16 protein-coding genes and 2 pseudogenes are annotated in these 14,960 nt (G+C 47.1%); 4 read left to right on the top strand and 14 right to left on the bottom strand.

The window, feature by feature from the left end:
• The 5 genes and pseudogenes from JJE36_05710 to JJE36_05690 all read right to left on the bottom strand — a co-directional run.
• Positions 1-755, bottom strand: a 755-nt coding sequence (locus JJE36_05710; GenBank protein MBK5211787.1) for a KamA family radical SAM protein, incomplete at its 3' end; no start/stop codon positions are given.
• A 463-nt stretch (positions 756-1,218) separates the two neighbouring features.
• Positions 1,219-1,395, bottom strand: a pseudogene (locus JJE36_05705) (phosphomethylpyrimidine synthase ThiC).
• A 521-nt stretch (positions 1,396-1,916) separates the two neighbouring features.
• The gene (locus JJE36_05700; GenBank protein ID MBK5211786.1) at positions 1,917-2,303 is read right to left on the bottom strand and encodes a DUF302 domain-containing protein; all 387 of its coding nucleotides are present in this window, start codon (positions 2,301-2,303) and stop codon (positions 1,917-1,919) included.
• 42 nt (positions 2,304-2,345) lie between these two features.
• Positions 2,346-2,429: pseudogene (locus JJE36_05695) on the bottom strand (3-ketoacyl-ACP reductase).
• Complete coding sequence (locus JJE36_05690; GenBank protein MBK5211785.1) at positions 2,404-2,571, bottom strand: hypothetical protein; 168 nt, start codon at positions 2,569-2,571, stop codon at positions 2,404-2,406. The pseudogene JJE36_05695 and the gene JJE36_05690 overlap by 26 nt, the downstream one beginning before the upstream one ends.
• A gap of 182 nt (positions 2,572-2,753) precedes the next feature.
• On the opposite strand from JJE36_05690, the gene JJE36_05685 reads away from it, so the two are divergent.
• Together JJE36_05685 and JJE36_05680 are read left to right on the top strand one after the other, a co-directional pair.
• Entirely contained in the window at positions 2,754-2,939 is a 186-nt protein-coding gene (locus JJE36_05685; GenBank protein ID MBK5211784.1) for a 4Fe-4S binding protein, read from the top strand.
• A 56-nt stretch (positions 2,940-2,995) separates the two neighbouring features.
• A complete protein-coding gene (locus JJE36_05680) occupies positions 2,996-3,196 on the top strand; it encodes a DUF2892 domain-containing protein (GenBank protein MBK5211783.1) in 201 nt (66 codons plus the stop codon).
• Positions 3,197-3,419: 223 nt separating this feature from the next.
• Here JJE36_05680 and JJE36_05675 read toward each other — a convergent pair whose 3' ends face one another.
• The 4 genes from JJE36_05675 to JJE36_05660 all read right to left on the bottom strand — a co-directional run bounded on the left by JJE36_05675 (position 3,420) and on the right by JJE36_05660 (position 8,279).
• Positions 3,420-4,241 (bottom strand): hypothetical protein, encoded by an 822-nt coding sequence (locus JJE36_05675; protein ID MBK5211782.1) that lies wholly within the window; start codon positions 4,239-4,241, stop codon positions 3,420-3,422.
• A 480-nt stretch (positions 4,242-4,721) separates the two neighbouring features.
• Complete coding sequence (locus JJE36_05670) at positions 4,722-6,515, bottom strand: AIPR family protein (protein MBK5211781.1); 1,794 nt, start codon at positions 6,513-6,515, stop codon at positions 4,722-4,724.
• 123 nt (positions 6,516-6,638) lie between these two features.
• Entirely contained in the window at positions 6,639-6,842 is a 204-nt protein-coding gene (locus JJE36_05665) for a hypothetical protein (GenBank protein MBK5211780.1), read from the bottom strand.
• Between the two features lie 411 nt (positions 6,843-7,253).
• Positions 7,254-8,279 carry a RelA/SpoT domain-containing protein gene (locus tag JJE36_05660; protein MBK5211779.1) on the bottom strand — a complete coding sequence of 342 codons (1,026 nt, stop codon included), beginning with the start codon at positions 8,277-8,279 and terminating at the stop codon, positions 7,254-7,256.
• 559 nt (positions 8,280-8,838) lie between these two features.
• Between JJE36_05660 and JJE36_05655 the strand changes: the two genes are divergently transcribed.
• The gene (locus JJE36_05655) at positions 8,839-9,087 is read left to right on the top strand and encodes a hypothetical protein (GenBank protein ID MBK5211778.1); all 249 of its coding nucleotides are present in this window, start codon (positions 8,839-8,841) and stop codon (positions 9,085-9,087) included.
• A 71-nt stretch (positions 9,088-9,158) separates the two neighbouring features.
• Positions 9,159-9,371 carry a hypothetical protein gene (locus tag JJE36_05650; protein MBK5211777.1) on the top strand — a complete coding sequence of 71 codons (213 nt, stop codon included), beginning with the start codon at positions 9,159-9,161 and terminating at the stop codon, positions 9,369-9,371.
• A 101-nt stretch (positions 9,372-9,472) separates the two neighbouring features.
• Here JJE36_05650 and JJE36_05645 read toward each other — a convergent pair whose 3' ends face one another.
• The 5 genes from JJE36_05645 to JJE36_05625 form a co-directional block, all read right to left on the bottom strand.
• Entirely contained in the window at positions 9,473-9,934 is a 462-nt protein-coding gene (locus tag JJE36_05645) for a hypothetical protein (protein MBK5211776.1), read from the bottom strand.
• A 27-nt stretch (positions 9,935-9,961) separates the two neighbouring features.
• Positions 9,962-12,565, bottom strand: coding sequence for a copper-translocating P-type ATPase (locus tag JJE36_05640; GenBank protein MBK5211775.1), 2,604 nt, complete (start codon positions 12,563-12,565; stop codon positions 9,962-9,964).
• Between the two features lie 66 nt (positions 12,566-12,631).
• On the bottom strand, positions 12,632-13,204 hold the full coding sequence (locus tag JJE36_05635) for a cupredoxin domain-containing protein (GenBank protein ID MBK5211774.1): 573 nt from the start codon (positions 13,202-13,204) through the stop codon (positions 12,632-12,634).
• Positions 13,205-13,218: 14 nt separating this feature from the next.
• On the bottom strand, positions 13,219-13,434 hold the full coding sequence (locus tag JJE36_05630; protein MBK5211773.1) for a heavy-metal-associated domain-containing protein: 216 nt from the start codon (positions 13,432-13,434) through the stop codon (positions 13,219-13,221).
• A 25-nt stretch (positions 13,435-13,459) separates the two neighbouring features.
• A complete protein-coding gene (locus tag JJE36_05625; protein ID MBK5211772.1) occupies positions 13,460-14,797 on the bottom strand; it encodes a sulfite exporter TauE/SafE family protein in 1,338 nt (445 codons plus the stop codon).
• Between the last annotated feature and the right edge of the window lie 163 nt (positions 14,798-14,960).

The following is a 14,960-nucleotide window of genomic DNA, read 5'->3' as shown; positions in this document are numbered from 1 at the left end:
TTCTTGGAGGAACTGGTCAATTCCCGAGGATGGTTGAACTGTGTGTTCAACCAGAGGGGATGATGCTTCTTGAGCATGGCAACCAACTCGTCAGTGACTCGGTAAGGGAGCACTGCAGGGATCCTGGTTCCGATTCGGATAATCTCCACATGGTCGATCTTCCTCAGTTCGGTAAGGATCCAGTCAAGGTACTCGTCGCTGAGCATGAAGGGATCTCCCCCTGACAGCAGGACATCACGGACAACCGGATGGTCTGCTATGTACTGGATTCCTACCTTGATCTGCTCCCTATCAGGAATGCTGTCCACATCCCCTACTTTTCGCTTTCTAGTGCAGTGCCTGCAGTACATGGCACAGGTATTGCTTACGAGAAGGAGGACACGGTCAGGATAGCGATGGGTCAGACCTGGGACAGGACTGTCCACATCTTCATGCAGAGGGTCTGCCATATCGCACTCAAGGACGTCCAATTCTCGGACAGAAGGAAAACTCTGCTTGAAGATCGGGTCATTCTCCAAAGATTCGGTCTGCATAAGGGAGAGGAAGTATGGGGTAATGGACATGGGGAACTTGCTGATGGTTGTCTCGATGTCCTTACGCTTGGCATCATCAAAGTGTACATCCAGCAACTTCTCAAAGGTCTCGACATCTTTGATGCAGTGGCGTACCTGCCACTTCCAGTCATGCCAGCGCTTCTGGTCTACATCGGAATCGAACCTGTCTGCTATCTGCTGTTGTGCTGCGGAAAATGCCATAAAAAAAACTCCTTGCACTGCTTGTAATCCAAATATAAAACAACGAGTTGATAGGCTAGTGTTATTGGACAAGCAGGTGCTTGATTTGCACCAAATTCTCTTTACAGAATTCAGAACATCATATGAAGAACCCCGCCGCAAGCAACGGGGTATCAAATCCATAAATCCAATTCGATTGGGTTCCCTTGTACGAGCATGAGCACTTGATTTTCCTCAAGCCCTACAAATCGGATATCCTATCGTTGTTCTATTCCAACACAAATCTCTTTCAGAGTCTCTTCTACTTCCGGTATAAATACTTATCGCCTGTACTTTACAAGAAATACCATATGGTACAACAGAAGTGTTTTGTTATGGCTTTTATCTATATGCTCGGCCATTTTTTCAGTATACCACATCCTCTTTTTGCCCCAAGGGGCGGGAAATTACCCCCCCCTTAGATTAAAAGAACTCAAATTCTCACCTACAAAATATCAATATGCTCACCTGCAAGTGCTTTATTCATACTTCTTATTGCGCAGAACTTTCCACACATGAAGCAGGTGTCTTCATGCTCAGGCTTCCTGTCAGCGCGAATTGATTTCGCCGTTTCTGGGTCTATCGCGCACTCCCACTGTGCTTCCCAGTCAAGTTGTTTTCGATAGATTAGAAGTACCGCAGTTCGGAAGTTGAAAATTCCAGCGGTGGAAGACAAAAAATGATCCATTGCCGAGCACCCCAACTCACATTATCCTTTTTAGTGAGGAAACTGAAAAGGAGCAAGGAGATGCTAACCATGAATCAAAAGCATCGTATCAAAATTCTGCACAGATTTGAAGCGAAAGGTATGCGGCAAATCGCGAAGGAAAGAGGAGACGATTTCAAACGGTCAAAAAGTACTTAGACAGGTGCATATTTCGGCGGCATTCTTAGGCAAAAGGCTGTCAAAACGCCGGACAGCCCAACCGTAGAAAAGGAGTGGTTGTCGAGAAAAAACTCGCGTATCAAACGACTAATGCATTGAAATATTCTCGGCATTATCATACAAACAAATTGCTTGACAAAGTGTCCGGATGTTTCCGGTTTGCTGTCCGGATAATTCCGGAACAGCCGACCGGATACGCCGGAATCCGCACCCCGCTCTTTTCCTTAATTATCCGGAAAAAATTTACTCATCATAACCTATTTGGTACTATCTATGGCAGATTGCAGCTCGTTTTCGACTTCAAGGGCAATGTCGGATAATTGATTATTATCAATCATACCGATTAATCCGGTCGGACGGGGCATTCCGATCATTACTGAACCTTTTTCTTCATATACAACTATTTTACAGGGTAAAAAATACCCGACCTCTATATGCATTTCCAACACTCTCTTAGCCTGCCTGGGGTTGCAAACTTCTAACACTTTGAAATTTATATCAAAATCCAGGCCTTTTTCCTGTAGCTTATCTTTGAAATTCAACTCCCACAATACACCAAAATTATGGGCGCTCAGGTTCTTTTTCAGGTCCTCTACTGCATTTTCAAAACTTTTATTTGTCTGAACTTTGTAAAGTATATCCATTTTGTATCTCCTCTACCTAATATGTGTATTGAATTCAAATATTTAGTATGCTGTCCATCCTGGATCCGCAATAATAACCGTACCATTTATAAAGCTTGAATCATCGAATGCGAGGAATATTAACACAAGTATCAACTAAAGCCTGAATGTCTTCTTCTTTCGTCACATTGGTTTGAATAGCCACTGCAGTTCCTTTAACAGATTCGATTTCTTTAACAACGTCTTTGGCCCCCTCAAGATTAATATCCGAGACCATTACTTTTTGCACCCGGTTGTCTCTAAGTAATTAGATGTACAATTTTAGTAGTTCCACAAACAAATAACTTCTGTATGGCAATTTTGGTGCGCATTCGCTGATTCAGAAAGAATTTCCTATTATGATGACTTTGTCACTGTGGCACTTTCTCTTTTACGTTATTGTAAACACAGAAATAGTTTAGGGAGATACAAATGAATATTGCAATAAATGAAAAACGTTGTCCACAGAACCATCGTTGCCCGGCCATTAATCAATGCTCGGTAGGTGCCATAAGTCAGGAAGGGTATGGTCTTCCTGTTATTGATCAGGAAAAGTGCATTCAGTGCGCAAAATGCGTAAAGTTTTGTCCAATGCAGGCAATTGTTCAAACGAAATAGATACGAAAGTATATACTTATTTAAATCGATTTTATTAAAAGAAAGAGATGCTTTATATGAAGAACTTGAAGAACATGGGAAATATCGACCGGATTATCCGCTTCATTGTCGGTGCAGGTTTGCTCAGCCTTCTTTTTGTTGTGAACAACAATTGGAAATACTTAGGAATTCTTGGCATCATTCTTCTGCTTACGTCTGCAGTTGGTGTCTGTCCCTTGTATACGCCTTTCAAAATCAATACGCTAAAAAAGAAATAAGCGGCTTCTCGCGATAAATCTTGTTTCAACCGAATGGTTGGGGCCGGATGTCTTATGGGCTAGTTGGTAATAACAGAAAAAAAAGGGGGGGGGCGAAATGCCTCCCCTTCTTAATCATCGCTTTATGAATGATTACTCACCAGCATGTCAGCAACCGAATTGTTTATAACCATTAATTTGTACTTCAAAAGGTTCAGCATCTTGAATTTTGATATGCTCATGGTTATAACTCCATCCATGATTCGAGCTCCGATAAGGAGACGGGCAGGTTGAGCTTCCAGCGTGCCGCAAAGGTCTGCGCCTGTTTGCGCGAGGTGGAATCCAGATAGTAGCTGGCTTTGGCCGGTAGGGATCCGTGAAGCGCTTCGAGGTAGTCGACCGTCACGCTCCAGCGCTCGGCGTTGGCCTCAAGGTACCAGCCTGCACGTGCCACCACCGATGTCGGCTGTTCTTCCAATAGTCCGGAAAGAATCTTCAGGTCGAGATACGGCAACCCAGCCAAGCTGTGCAGGACCTCTTCGGCCCCACTGCACAGCCGCATATGAGCCATGCAGTCGATGAAGGTCTGCTCGCGCGATGTGACCGAGACCGAACCGAAAGAGTCTGCACGTACCGTGTCGGTGGTTGCCTTGTCACGCGTTGGGTATCGCTCGAAGTCGGTTCCGTGAAATGAGAAGGAAAGGCGGCTGGAACCCGAGCAGAACTGCACTCTTCTGGATACCGAATGGGCGAGGCCGTGTAGTTCGAGCGCGGAATGGTAGGAGAACAGGGCGTCGGGGGCGAACGCGGCGGCGACCGCATACGGGTTTGCGGCTACTCCGACGAAACGCCCTGTATCCGATACGTAGAGACCGTTTCGCACCTTGAACACCTTGCCGTCGGCTACGGCGCGGGAGAGCGCGGTCTTCACGCTGGCCGCATTCCCGCACACGTCGGTCAGGACCGTAGAAGTGAAGACGTGATGCGTCTCTATGTATTCTCGAAACTTCATGTATACTGTCGTATCCTTAATGATAGTTATCAAAAATGTTAAGAAACAAATCATTAGTGACAGTATATAGGCCATTAGCAAGGTTTGCAAGGGCTGCTTTATTCCAGCGAAACGTCGCCTTGAAGAGCCACTTCGCAAAGCCTTTCATCAACTTGAGGTGCTCGGCAATGGATCATTTTTTGTCTTCCACCGCTGGAATTCTTAGCTTCCGAACTGCGGTACTTCTAATCTACCAAAAACACGCTCAGGAGCTGCCTACGCCAGCAAGTATATCGGCAAGACCTTTGATAGCGATGAACGCTTCAAGAACCGTAAACGCTATCTGTGCTCGCGCAAGATTCATGTAGAAGTGAAACATGGCAATGCGTTCAGCCTTGATGAAGTGAGAAACCTCATATGGCAAATTGGCGATGCCTATACGTTTGATTCAAATGAAAACGACGATTGGTTGGGCCCGGAAGTCTTATGGGTCAGTTGGTAAAGTAGGGGCAATAATTTGCCCCTACAATTAATAATAATATTTATGGTCGATCGCTATTCGAAAACTGTTGTCCTGAATCTTTTTATTATGCCACGCTGTTCAGATTCCAGATCATCTAGTTTTCCCAATATCGCACCGTTCAAAACGTCTTCCCTTATCGGCTGCTTAATCATTTTGTTGTAGTCTGTCCCTGAATTTTCAATCTGTCTTCTGTACTGGTTGGCAACTGACTTATAAAAATTATAAATCACCATAGCTGAATCCTTTTCAAACAAAAGATATTGATTCGCAGAATCTCGATAATCTTTGCCGATAAAATCCAAGACATAATAAGGAATAGGGGTTCTGTTGTCTTCACTTCCCTTTTTTTGTAATTCTGCATACAGGAACAACAAATAGAGTTTAATTATTTGATCAACGCTATAATCTACGTTGCTAATCATTTCCAAAAGCTCGTTATAATATTTTGAATCTCTTTTCAAAAGTGTATTCTTTTTTGTAAATGCTTCATATCCACCAAACTGAAACGCCATGAGAACCTGCAATAATTTTTCCAATCTTATGCCCATTTGGGCAGTATTAAAATCTTCTAGCCCAATGTATTCAAAATAATTTGCAGCTGGTTTTCTCATTTGCGCCTGAAGCGCCTTATTATTTTTGTATTTATACTCATCACTCTGTTTTACATACAACGCAAAACCGCGATCTTCCATATGGTTCTTTAAACTGTTGAATACCTTATGATTTGCAGCAAAGTCCTTTTCTTTGATGGCGTTCTGGCTGTTGTTATATAGAACAATATCCAAATATAGCGATTTATTATTTTCTTTATCAACTTGCAGCACTTTTACCATCACATAAGTATTATCAAAGTCCGACATTTCCCCAGCAGGAACCTTGCTAATCACATCGAAAATCGAATTTACCGTCTGACACCCATTAACAATTTGAGGATTAAATATTTTTGTGGCAGCCTTGTTTTTACCATTTACAAAACTTTCGCAAATTATAGTAATTCCATTATTGTAGAAAAAGAAATTACCTCTCTCTTTGGGATCCCTTAGTGTTGCAATGATTTTATTGTTTACACCTTTGTTGCCAAGATATTCTCGAATATTTTCTTCAAACAATTGATAATTTTTCTTTTCAGCTTTTTTAACAATCTCAAATAAATTTGTAACTGAAGTCAAGATGTATCTTGCCTTAATAAGGTTCGGAAGCGAGTAATGCTCCGGATCAATATTAAGCAAAGTACCTTGATTGGTGGTTGCTATTTCGCATTCAAAATTTATGACATCAGAATACTGCTCTCCGTAATACGTTTCTTTGATGTCATCCAATTGGTACATCTTAGCGTCAATGTATGCTTTTATGCCCTCTTGATCATACGACCAAGTATCTATTTCATTTTTGAGCGCGGTATCTTCCTTGTCTTGAGTTGTATACACCACTAAATGAATTTTAAATTCTGTATCGACCATAAATTTTGTGAAGATATCTTGTAGATCCTTTGATCTTGTATAGGAGCCAAGTCTTAAATGCTCAAGTGGTCTTGATAAAAATTCATCAATAACCGCTCCCCTTGAGAGAGCTGCGGTAGTATAAAATTTATTTTGGATTAAATAAAGTTCTTTTGCTTCTTCAAAATACACCCAACAATCAATTCCTCGATCTGAGTTGTCTGTGATATAGGAGATCGCGATTTCCTCATCTATACAGTACAACTTTGTAAGAACCCAAAAGTTAAACGCATAATCATCTGATTTCAAGTTAGGTATTGAACTCAAATAATCGCCTTGAATTGCTCTAATGTCCTCAAGAATTTGGTCTCTAATTTTCGTGTCCATAATCCCCCCCCATATATCGAACCTTAATATTCTTTCATTCTATCATGGTTGTAAAATATTGCTGTTCCTTTAGTTCAAATACCAAGTTGTAAGCATTTTGTAAGCGAAACTAGCCAAAAGTACCTATATTGAGCAAAAACGAGCTGGAATGAAGAAACTATAAAACCACAGCTCACAGGCAATAAAATGGACTAAAATGGAACTAGCAATAATTGCTTCGAGGATACTCTCAAGACGGAGATCACGGGTACGAATCCCGTACAGGGCACCAACAAACATGCAGGTCAGGGCGTTATTGCGCTCTACCTTTATTGCTGACTTCTCCATTTGTAAGCAGAATATTAAAGTTTATCTAAATATTGCGACGTCCGACCATATTCCAACACCCTTATGGGTATCGAGCATGGGTGTTCAAAATCATGAATTCTTGTCCGAGGTAAACCAGCCTTTTTTAATGCAGGTTTGATGATTTCTTGTCGTAAGTTAGGCGTGCCGATTATGTTGTCCTCATAGTTGCTGAATACCAAATTGAAACCAGATGGGGCAATGTCTATAGCTTAAAAATGAAGTGCGCGAACTCGCATGGCAGATTAGGTGTGCTCATGTGCTTGAATCGCAAGAAAATGATGGGTGACTCGGTCCGGATGTTGTACATGCAAGTTGGTAAAAATTAGACTATGGACACCTAGACTAACAACTAACACAGACCTTACAATCCGACGCGTAGACCACAGGACTCTATTTTATGAATCTGTCCATCATTCTCAGAAATGTATCAACATCCGCAAAATAGTTACCATATGCATACCGCAGAGACTCAATTGAGTTTCCCGATACCACCACGACATTGTGCAAGGTATATTTGTACTCCTCTTCTTTTCTTAAATAGTCCTTGGTTAGTGATTCTATATCCTTCTCCCTATAAGACGTAATTGAGACGTTTTTAGTTTGTTCATTAAAATCAACCAAAAAGTATTTGTTTTTCGCTTTAACATTCATCTTGTTAATTTCCGAGTGCGAACGTTTTATCCGCCGAAGAGTTTCCTTAACCTTTAGTTCTTCATAACTAGTTCGCAATTCTTGTTTTAGGGCTTGTTTGGAATTTGGCGTACCGACCACCGTTGGCGATTTCTCAAGAATAGCTATGGCGGAACTTGCCAATTTAAAAAAGTTTAGCCACTCCTCCGGCCCCTGGCTTGACTTAAAAGAATGACTCAAATAATCGCCAGCTACCTCAACACATGTGGCCCATGCATGCTGGCGTTTAGTACGAATCTGAATCTCCACATTCAATCCATTGTAGTAATCGTTTTTATCGCTGTAGTACTTATAGATCAAGTGGATACCTCGATATCCAGATGGTTTTGGAGTAATAATGTAATCGTATTCACGAATAAACTTGTGCTTCATTTCAGATTTCCGAATGGCATTGCGCAAACGATATAAGTCAGAGACCTTATCTAGTACCGTCCGACATCCACCAATATCTTGCATAGAAGCCAGGTCATGACTCTTTAGTCGACCAAGCTTATCAACAATTGAGGGCAATCTCTTGAGCCTGAACACCGATGTTGAGTCGTCGGTAATTTTCAAAGATTCACGTTGGAGCATTTGAAGAAAAGTTTTTACGGGTTGAAGATGCGAAGAGCGCCAGTTGTCTGCGACATCTAATGCATATTTATTATCGAGCCCATTTTCACTTGCAAGAATTTTCCCGCATCTCCTGACTTCGTTTCTTTTATATTTCGGTTTGGAAAAAGTCATAAAGCCTTACCTATCAATAAAGTTCTTTGTAGATTGTGCTATTAAGATAATCATTACACACAATTAATGCAAATATTTGTTTAATTGAGCGAGTTTACCCATGAGGGAATATCTAACGTCCCTGTCCTATGACACGGATTATTGAGCATGAAGCGGCATAAAATGCCATGCATCTAACTTTAGGCGTATTCAAGAAGCAATATTATGAGTATTCAGTTCACACGGGATTTTGTGAATATTTTCTACGAAATGTGGCCAAAAGCGAGTCATAGCTAGTAAAAAGTAAATATCATCTTGTTGCATTCCAGACGTATCAAAATAGAAATATAGTAATCTTAAAAAGTTCTGAACATAAAAAATTGTGGAGATCACGGGTTCGAATCCCGTGCGGGGTACCAACAAACATGCAGGTCTGAGCTTTAATCAGCTCCGACCTTTTTCTTTGCGGTTAAGTTGACGATCACGCTGTAAATTGAATGATCTCGATTGATTGTCTAACCTCATCGATTACCCGTGATATCTGCTAATATCTTCCTTGTATCCTAAGGGGGATCGCACGATGAATGGAACACCTGAAAACCTGAATCACGCTTCGATAAACTCCGAGATATATATCAAGATAAAGAAAATTCGACACCGCTGTAAGAAATGCGGTTCTCAGATATCCCAGAACGCCCGAACCTGCTGGAGTTGTGGAGCAAAAATCGACCCCGGTTCAGCGGAAAACAAGAAACTCGCACGATATGTCGCGGTCGCGGTCATCGCGATAATCGTTCTCCTCGCAATTATGCCAAGAGCGACAAACTAATCGCTTGCCAACAGCATCCCGAAGACCTACCATTTAGGCGGAAAGATACCCGCTCACAGGAAGCGTCGATTATGAACAGTATCACGCAGTTCTTTAACCCGAACAACCCGCTACTATATATCCTACTGATTTGGACGGTCGTCTGGAAGGGCCTGGCCCTCTGGCGTTCCGCCCGAAACAAGCAGCCGGCATGGTTCATCGTGTTGCTCATGGTGAACACGGTCGGGATTCTCGAGATCATCTACCTCGTTTTCTTCAACAGAAAACGGATGGAATTCCGATAGCTCCGACCGATATATTTCACCTCGACCGCTGAACTTGCTTGGCCAGATTCCTTTTCTTCTTCGACAGGGTATCGATCCTTCCCTATCCATTCAGGTCCGGACTAGCGGACCGTCACGATTTTCGCAAGTTCTTTGCGGTTCACGAAGAACGTCCTGTCGGCGCTCTTCTCCTTATTGTTCATATCGAATTCGAATTTACCGGGTGTCCCCTTGTCGGCATGGACGGCCACGATGACCTTTTGCGTTTTCACGCCCGTCAGCTTGACGGCGACATCGGTACTCTCACCTTTGTCGATATGCGCCAGGCCGACACGCCTGCCGGGCATACCGTTATCATCGGCGTGCACGACAAGCCATGCGGCTTGCGGAGCGGTGACGCGGCTCACCACGAGAGTATCTACTCCCGGCTGATCAGAAACACTGAGACTCGCATTCTTACCATCGACCACATAGCCCCACACGCCCATGGTCCCTTTTGCGGGAGCATTGGCGAAGGAGTAGGTCGTCGCGGTCAGCAGAAGCACGGCCGCCAACACAGAAAGCGCAATCGTTCGCTTTTTCATATATATCTTTCCTTTCTAAAAAATCGCTTAAGCGACTTTTCTCAGTGTCGGCTTGAACCGTCGGAGCAACAGCGAGCTCGTGACGACGCTCACGCTTGAAAGCGCCATCGCGGCACCGGCAAGCTCGGGGCGCAAAAGACCCAACGCCGCAATCGGAATACCGAGCGTGTTATAACCGAGAGCCCAGAAAAAGTTCTGGTGGATCTTTCGCATGGTGCGTTTCGAAAGTTCGATGGCGGTCACCACATCGCGCAAATCGTTTTTGATGAGCACGATACCACCGGTCTCCATCGCCACATCCGTTCCGGCGCCCATGGCGATTCCCACATCCGCCTGAGCGAGCGCCGGCGTGTCGTTGATGCCGTCGCCGACCATGGCAGTCACAAGTCCTTTTTCCTGCAGTTTCGAGACTTCTCGCGCCTTATACTCGGGAAGCACCTCGGCCAACACGTGATCGGAGGCAATACCGGCTTGCGCCGCGATCGCCTCGGCCGTACGACGGTTGTCGCCGGTGATCATATAGACCTGCACGCCCATTTTAGTCAGCTGAGCTACAGCTTCTTTTGAATTGTCTTTCAACGTATCGGCGACGGCTATCAAACCTGCAGCCACACCGTCGATTGCCGTGAGCATGACGGTCTTGCCCTCACCTTCGAGAAGTTCGATGCGTGTGGCAAAGCCACCGACATCAATCCCCTCCTCTGCCATGAGCTTTCGATTTCCGAGAGCGACACGGTGTCCGTCGACCACGCCATGAACCCCATGCCCGGGAACCGCTGCGAAGTTCTCGACGCTCGGCAGCTCGAGTTCCAGCTCTTTGGCGTGATTCACGATTGCCTCAGCCAGTGGGTGCTCGCTCGATTTTTCGAGCGCAGCCGCCAGACGGAAGAAAAGGCTTCGATCGAAATCGCCGAAGGACTCAGCCTCGGTCACCACGGGTTTGCCGTAAGTGAGCGTGCCTGTTTTGTCGAACACGATCGCCTTGATTTTGTAGGCGGTTTCGAGGGCCTCTCCACTCTTGATGAGGATACCGTTCTCGGCTCCTTTGCCGGTGCCGACCATAATAGCGGTCGGTGTGGCGAGACCGAGGGCACAAGGACAGGCGACGACGATCACCGACACCGCAGCCAACAGGGCTTTCACAAACGGCGTCACGCTCGCATAGTACGAAGCATCGACGAAGTTCGGGACCACGAAGAGCCAAACCAGGAAGGTCAGCAGTGAGATGCCGACGACCACGGGAACGAAGATGGCAGAGATCCTGTCGGCGAACCGCTGTACGGGAGCCTTGGAACCTTGGGCGTCTTCGACCAGTTTGATAATCTGCGCCAAAGCGGTATCGGCACCGACTTTGGTTGCACGAAACTGAAAACTGCCGAGTTTGTTGAGCGTCGAGCCGATGACGGCATCGCCGACGCTTTTTTCGACCGGAATCGATTCTCCGGTGAGCATGGACTCGTCAACCGAGCTCAAGCCCTGTGTGATGACTCCGTCGACCGGTACTTTTTCTCCAGGGCGAACAACGACGACATCGCCGGCGACGACCTGCTCGACCGGAATGTCTATTTCTTCTCCCCCACGCACGACGCGCGCCGTTTTAGCCGCCAGACCCATGAGCTTTTTGATGGCGTCGCCGGTCTTGCCCTTGGCGCGCGCCTCGAGAAGTTTGCCCAAGATGACGAACGTCAACAGAAGCGCCGCCGTTTCATAAAACACCGGCTCCGTTTTCAAAGACGGCACGAAGGTCGCAGCCACGCTGTAGAAATAAGCGGCCGAAGTTCCGATGGCGACAAGAGTATCCATGTTGCCCGTACGCCGCTTGAGCGCATGCCAAAAGCCTTTGTAAAACTGTGCGCCGACGTAGAACTGGACCGGCGTGGATAACGCGAGAGCGATATATTTCTGAACCATGGCCGGACTCCAACTCCCGCCGAATATACGGGCGAGAAGTTCGGCTGCACCAGTCGGGATGGCCGTCATGAAGGGCGGCACCATCGAAACCAGAAATGCCGGTACGGCGAAGAAGAGCGCGAAAACAAGCAGATTTTGTTGATGCTCGGCATATTTACGCTGAGCGATTCGCTGAGCATCCTCGGGCGCATCGGCCGATCTGCTTCCGGTCTCGACTTTGACCACTGCGTCGTAGCCGGCTTTTTTCACCGTCTTGATGAGCGCGTCGATACTTACGACACGAGGGTCGAAAGTCACCGTCACCGTTTCGGAGGCGAGGTTGACCGGCGCCGAAACGACACCCGACACCCGACCGAGGACTTTCTCGATGACCGCCGAGCACGAAGCGCAGGTCATCCCCATCAAACCGAGCGTGACGGCAGTCGCTCCCGCCTCCTCATTATTTGCAGCGGAAGCCGCTCCCGCTTCTGAAGCGCCGAGCGTTGAGCTGGCATCGGAAAGCAAGAGAGCCCCGTAGCCGGCTTTTTTCACCGCAGCTGCAATGGCGGTCTCATCGATTGCCGATCGGTCGAAATCAACCGACATCTTCTCCGTCGCTAGATTTACATTTGCGTTCTGTATTCCATCGAGCTTGCCGACGACCTTCTCGATGACGGCCGCGCACGAAGCACACGTCATCCCGGTCACGCCGAAGCTCGCGTGTAGTTTTTTGTCAGTCATTCAAATCCTCCTAGGATTTCAGTCGGGTGTTGCCGACGCTGCGACAACACCCGCACCGCTTGCCTGTTACTCGGCTACGATTTGTGCAGAGACCATTCTCATCTGGCAGTAGAACGTGTAGGTGCCTTTTTTCATTGCAGGCAACTTCACGGTTTTTCCTCCGGAGGTGAGATCTTCGTTGACGTTGAAATCAGGCATGTAGACACCCGAGAGGCACCCGCCGTCCGACTTTGAGAAATTGATTACCACGGGAACGCCGGCCTTCACTTTGATGACGTTCGGATTGAAAACCCCCTGCGAAGTGTCGACATTTATCGTCTGCACACCGTTCGCGACCTTGGTCGAACCCTTTACCGACGCGCCACCGTCACCGCTACCGCAGCAGCCATCGGTCGAGCCATCGATCGAACCACCGGTCTGACCACCAATCGAGCCATCGGTCGAGCCATCGATCGGACCACCGGTCGATGAGGCTGACTGCGTGGATGCCACGGCCGTCGAAGTGGAACCGAATGAGTTTTGGTTCCTTACAAAGGCAAAGTGATACGCACCCATGAAAAGCGCCGCCATGAGGGCAACCACGAGAAGCGCCCTCTCGACGTTCAGTCCCGTTGAATGTTTGGTTTCTTGTTCAAGCATGAGAAGTTTCTCCTTTATTGAGCGAGTTCGGCCGTATAGCCGGACTCGGTTATGGTTTTGATGATTGCGTCCACGTTCGTTTTGTCGTTGTCGAAGGCGACCTGTGTCACTCCGGTCGCGTGATTGCAATCGACCGATTGTACGCCGTCGAGATCTTCGAGGTTCATCGTCACGAGCATCGAGCAGGAACTGCAGTGCATTCCGCCCACGTTAAGCGTTACGTTGTTCATAATTGCTTCCTTATCTCTGAGAGTTCTAGCCGAAGAATCCGCCGACGGCCAGACCAAGTGCGACCGATAATACAAGTGCTGCGAGAACAAAAACCAATTCAAGTCTATCAAACCCGAAGATTACGATGTCTTTCTCCTTGGCGGACGGAGACTTCTTGCCCGAAGAAGACTTCTTACCCGACGGAGACCTTTTGCCCGAAGAAGACTTCTTGCCCGAAGAAGGGACATCGCCTGAAGTCTTCGCACGGAGATTCAAGACGATTACAATGACGAGCAGGAGGAATACTACTCCGATGACATAAACGAGCACCGGTCGTTTCGTGGCTCCCGCCGCCCCGACTTGAAGCGTGCCGGTAATCATACCCATCTGACACGACATCTGATAATCGCCGGCGGCTGTCGCGGGCAAATTGATGACGGTCACCCCGTTGTCCTTCAGTGAAACGCGTATTCCGAGTTTCGGGAACAGCAGTTCTTTAGAACAAGCATTCGCGTCTTTGCGGTTCACGATGAGGCGAACCGGTTTATCGGCCGGAATTACGAGCGTGGACGGTTTGTATTGTTGACCTTCGACGACCATGGGCACTTCGATGACACCGTCGGCGCCCTTCTTGAATTTCGACTCGTCAATCGAGACGGCACTTTTACCGACGACGGCAGTTTTCACGACGTTGAAGTTGACCGGTAAGCCCAACGCGGTGGCGCCGCGATTCATCATGACACCTCCGAGAAGGATAATCACGATTGCTCCACCGACTGCCATGTACTTCTTGAATTTGACGCCCAACACGCTCGCGAACGCGCCGTACGCGAGCATCACCGGCACGGTACCCAAGCCGAAGCCGAGCATTGCCAAACCGCCGCTGATCGTGCTGCCGGAGCCCGCCGCCGCTACCTGCGCCGCAATCAACGGACCGCACGGCATGAGGCCGGTCATGAGGCCGAAACTCACCGGCGTAACCAGCGAAGATTCATCTTCGGATGCATCCTTCATCGCTTTGCGGCGAAGCTTGGACAGCATGTTCATGATGAATTTCGGTGGCTTCGGCTGAAGGTAATTGAGCACGGGGAACTTGCCGGTCATCTGCAGACCAAGCAGGATCATGTAGAATCCCGCCACGATGCTCACCCAGCTTCGCGCACCGGTGCTTATGAAGTTGCCGATACTGCCGAGAAACAGTCCGACCAATGTATAGCTCACTATCTTCGCGAAATGGTAAGCGAAGTGAGGCTTCATGCGCTGGAAGAATGTGCCCTCCTCGCTGCCTTTGACGGCATACGAAAGGACCATGTTTCCACACATCATCACACAGTGAAAACCGGTGAAGAGCCCCGTTACGAGCATGGGGAAAAATAAGTTCAAGATTATATCCTCGCTGTCGCAGGGCGCCATGGCACACAGCCATTAACGCCGATACGGTCGGATGGTAGCTTTTGCAAGCTGCGGACACACGTGTCTTAGATCAAGACACAAAGCGAGGTAGATTTAGATTCTTAAAGGGGTGAGATGCGACACGGGTCGTTCT

Source organism: Coriobacteriia bacterium (assembly GCA_016649875.1).
Classification (GTDB): domain Bacteria; phylum Actinomycetota; class Coriobacteriia; order WRKU01; family JAENWW01; genus JAENWW01.
This window is presented reverse-complemented; position numbering and strand designations above follow the sequence as displayed.

What these genes read in the sequence shown, in the direction of transcription:
- JJE36_05660 (MBK5211779.1), bottom strand. Translation starts at nt 8,279, where the DNA reads ATGACTTTTTCCAAACCGAAATATAAAAGAAACGAAGTCAGGAGATGC.
- JJE36_05645 (MBK5211776.1), bottom strand. Translation starts at nt 9,934, where the DNA reads ATGAAAAAGCGAACGATTGCGCTTTCTGTGTTGGCGGCCGTGCTTCTG.
- JJE36_05655 (MBK5211778.1), top strand. Translation starts at nt 8,839, where the DNA reads ATGAATGGAACACCTGAAAACCTGAATCACGCTTCGATAAACTCCGAG.
- JJE36_05640 (MBK5211775.1), bottom strand. Translation starts at nt 12,565, where the DNA reads ATGACTGACAAAAAACTACACGCGAGCTTCGGCGTGACCGGGATGACG.
- JJE36_05650 (MBK5211777.1), top strand. Translation starts at nt 9,159, where the DNA reads ATGAACAGTATCACGCAGTTCTTTAACCCGAACAACCCGCTACTATAT.
- JJE36_05630 (MBK5211773.1), bottom strand. Translation starts at nt 13,434, where the DNA reads ATGAACAACGTAACGCTTAACGTGGGCGGAATGCACTGCAGTTCCTGC.
- JJE36_05685 (MBK5211784.1), top strand. Translation starts at nt 2,754, where the DNA reads ATGAATATTGCAATAAATGAAAAACGTTGTCCACAGAACCATCGTTGC.
- JJE36_05680 (MBK5211783.1), top strand. Translation starts at nt 2,996, where the DNA reads ATGAAGAACTTGAAGAACATGGGAAATATCGACCGGATTATCCGCTTC.
- JJE36_05665 (MBK5211780.1), bottom strand. Translation starts at nt 6,842, where the DNA reads ATGGAGAAGTCAGCAATAAAGGTAGAGCGCAATAACGCCCTGACCTGC.
- JJE36_05700 (MBK5211786.1), bottom strand. Translation starts at nt 2,303, where the DNA reads ATGGATATACTTTACAAAGTTCAGACAAATAAAAGTTTTGAAAATGCA.
- JJE36_05675 (MBK5211782.1), bottom strand. Translation starts at nt 4,241, where the DNA reads ATGATTTGTTTCTTAACATTTTTGATAACTATCATTAAGGATACGACA.
- JJE36_05635 (MBK5211774.1), bottom strand. Translation starts at nt 13,204, where the DNA reads ATGCTTGAACAAGAAACCAAACATTCAACGGGACTGAACGTCGAGAGG.
- JJE36_05670 (MBK5211781.1), bottom strand. Translation starts at nt 6,515, where the DNA reads ATGGACACGAAAATTAGAGACCAAATTCTTGAGGACATTAGAGCAATT.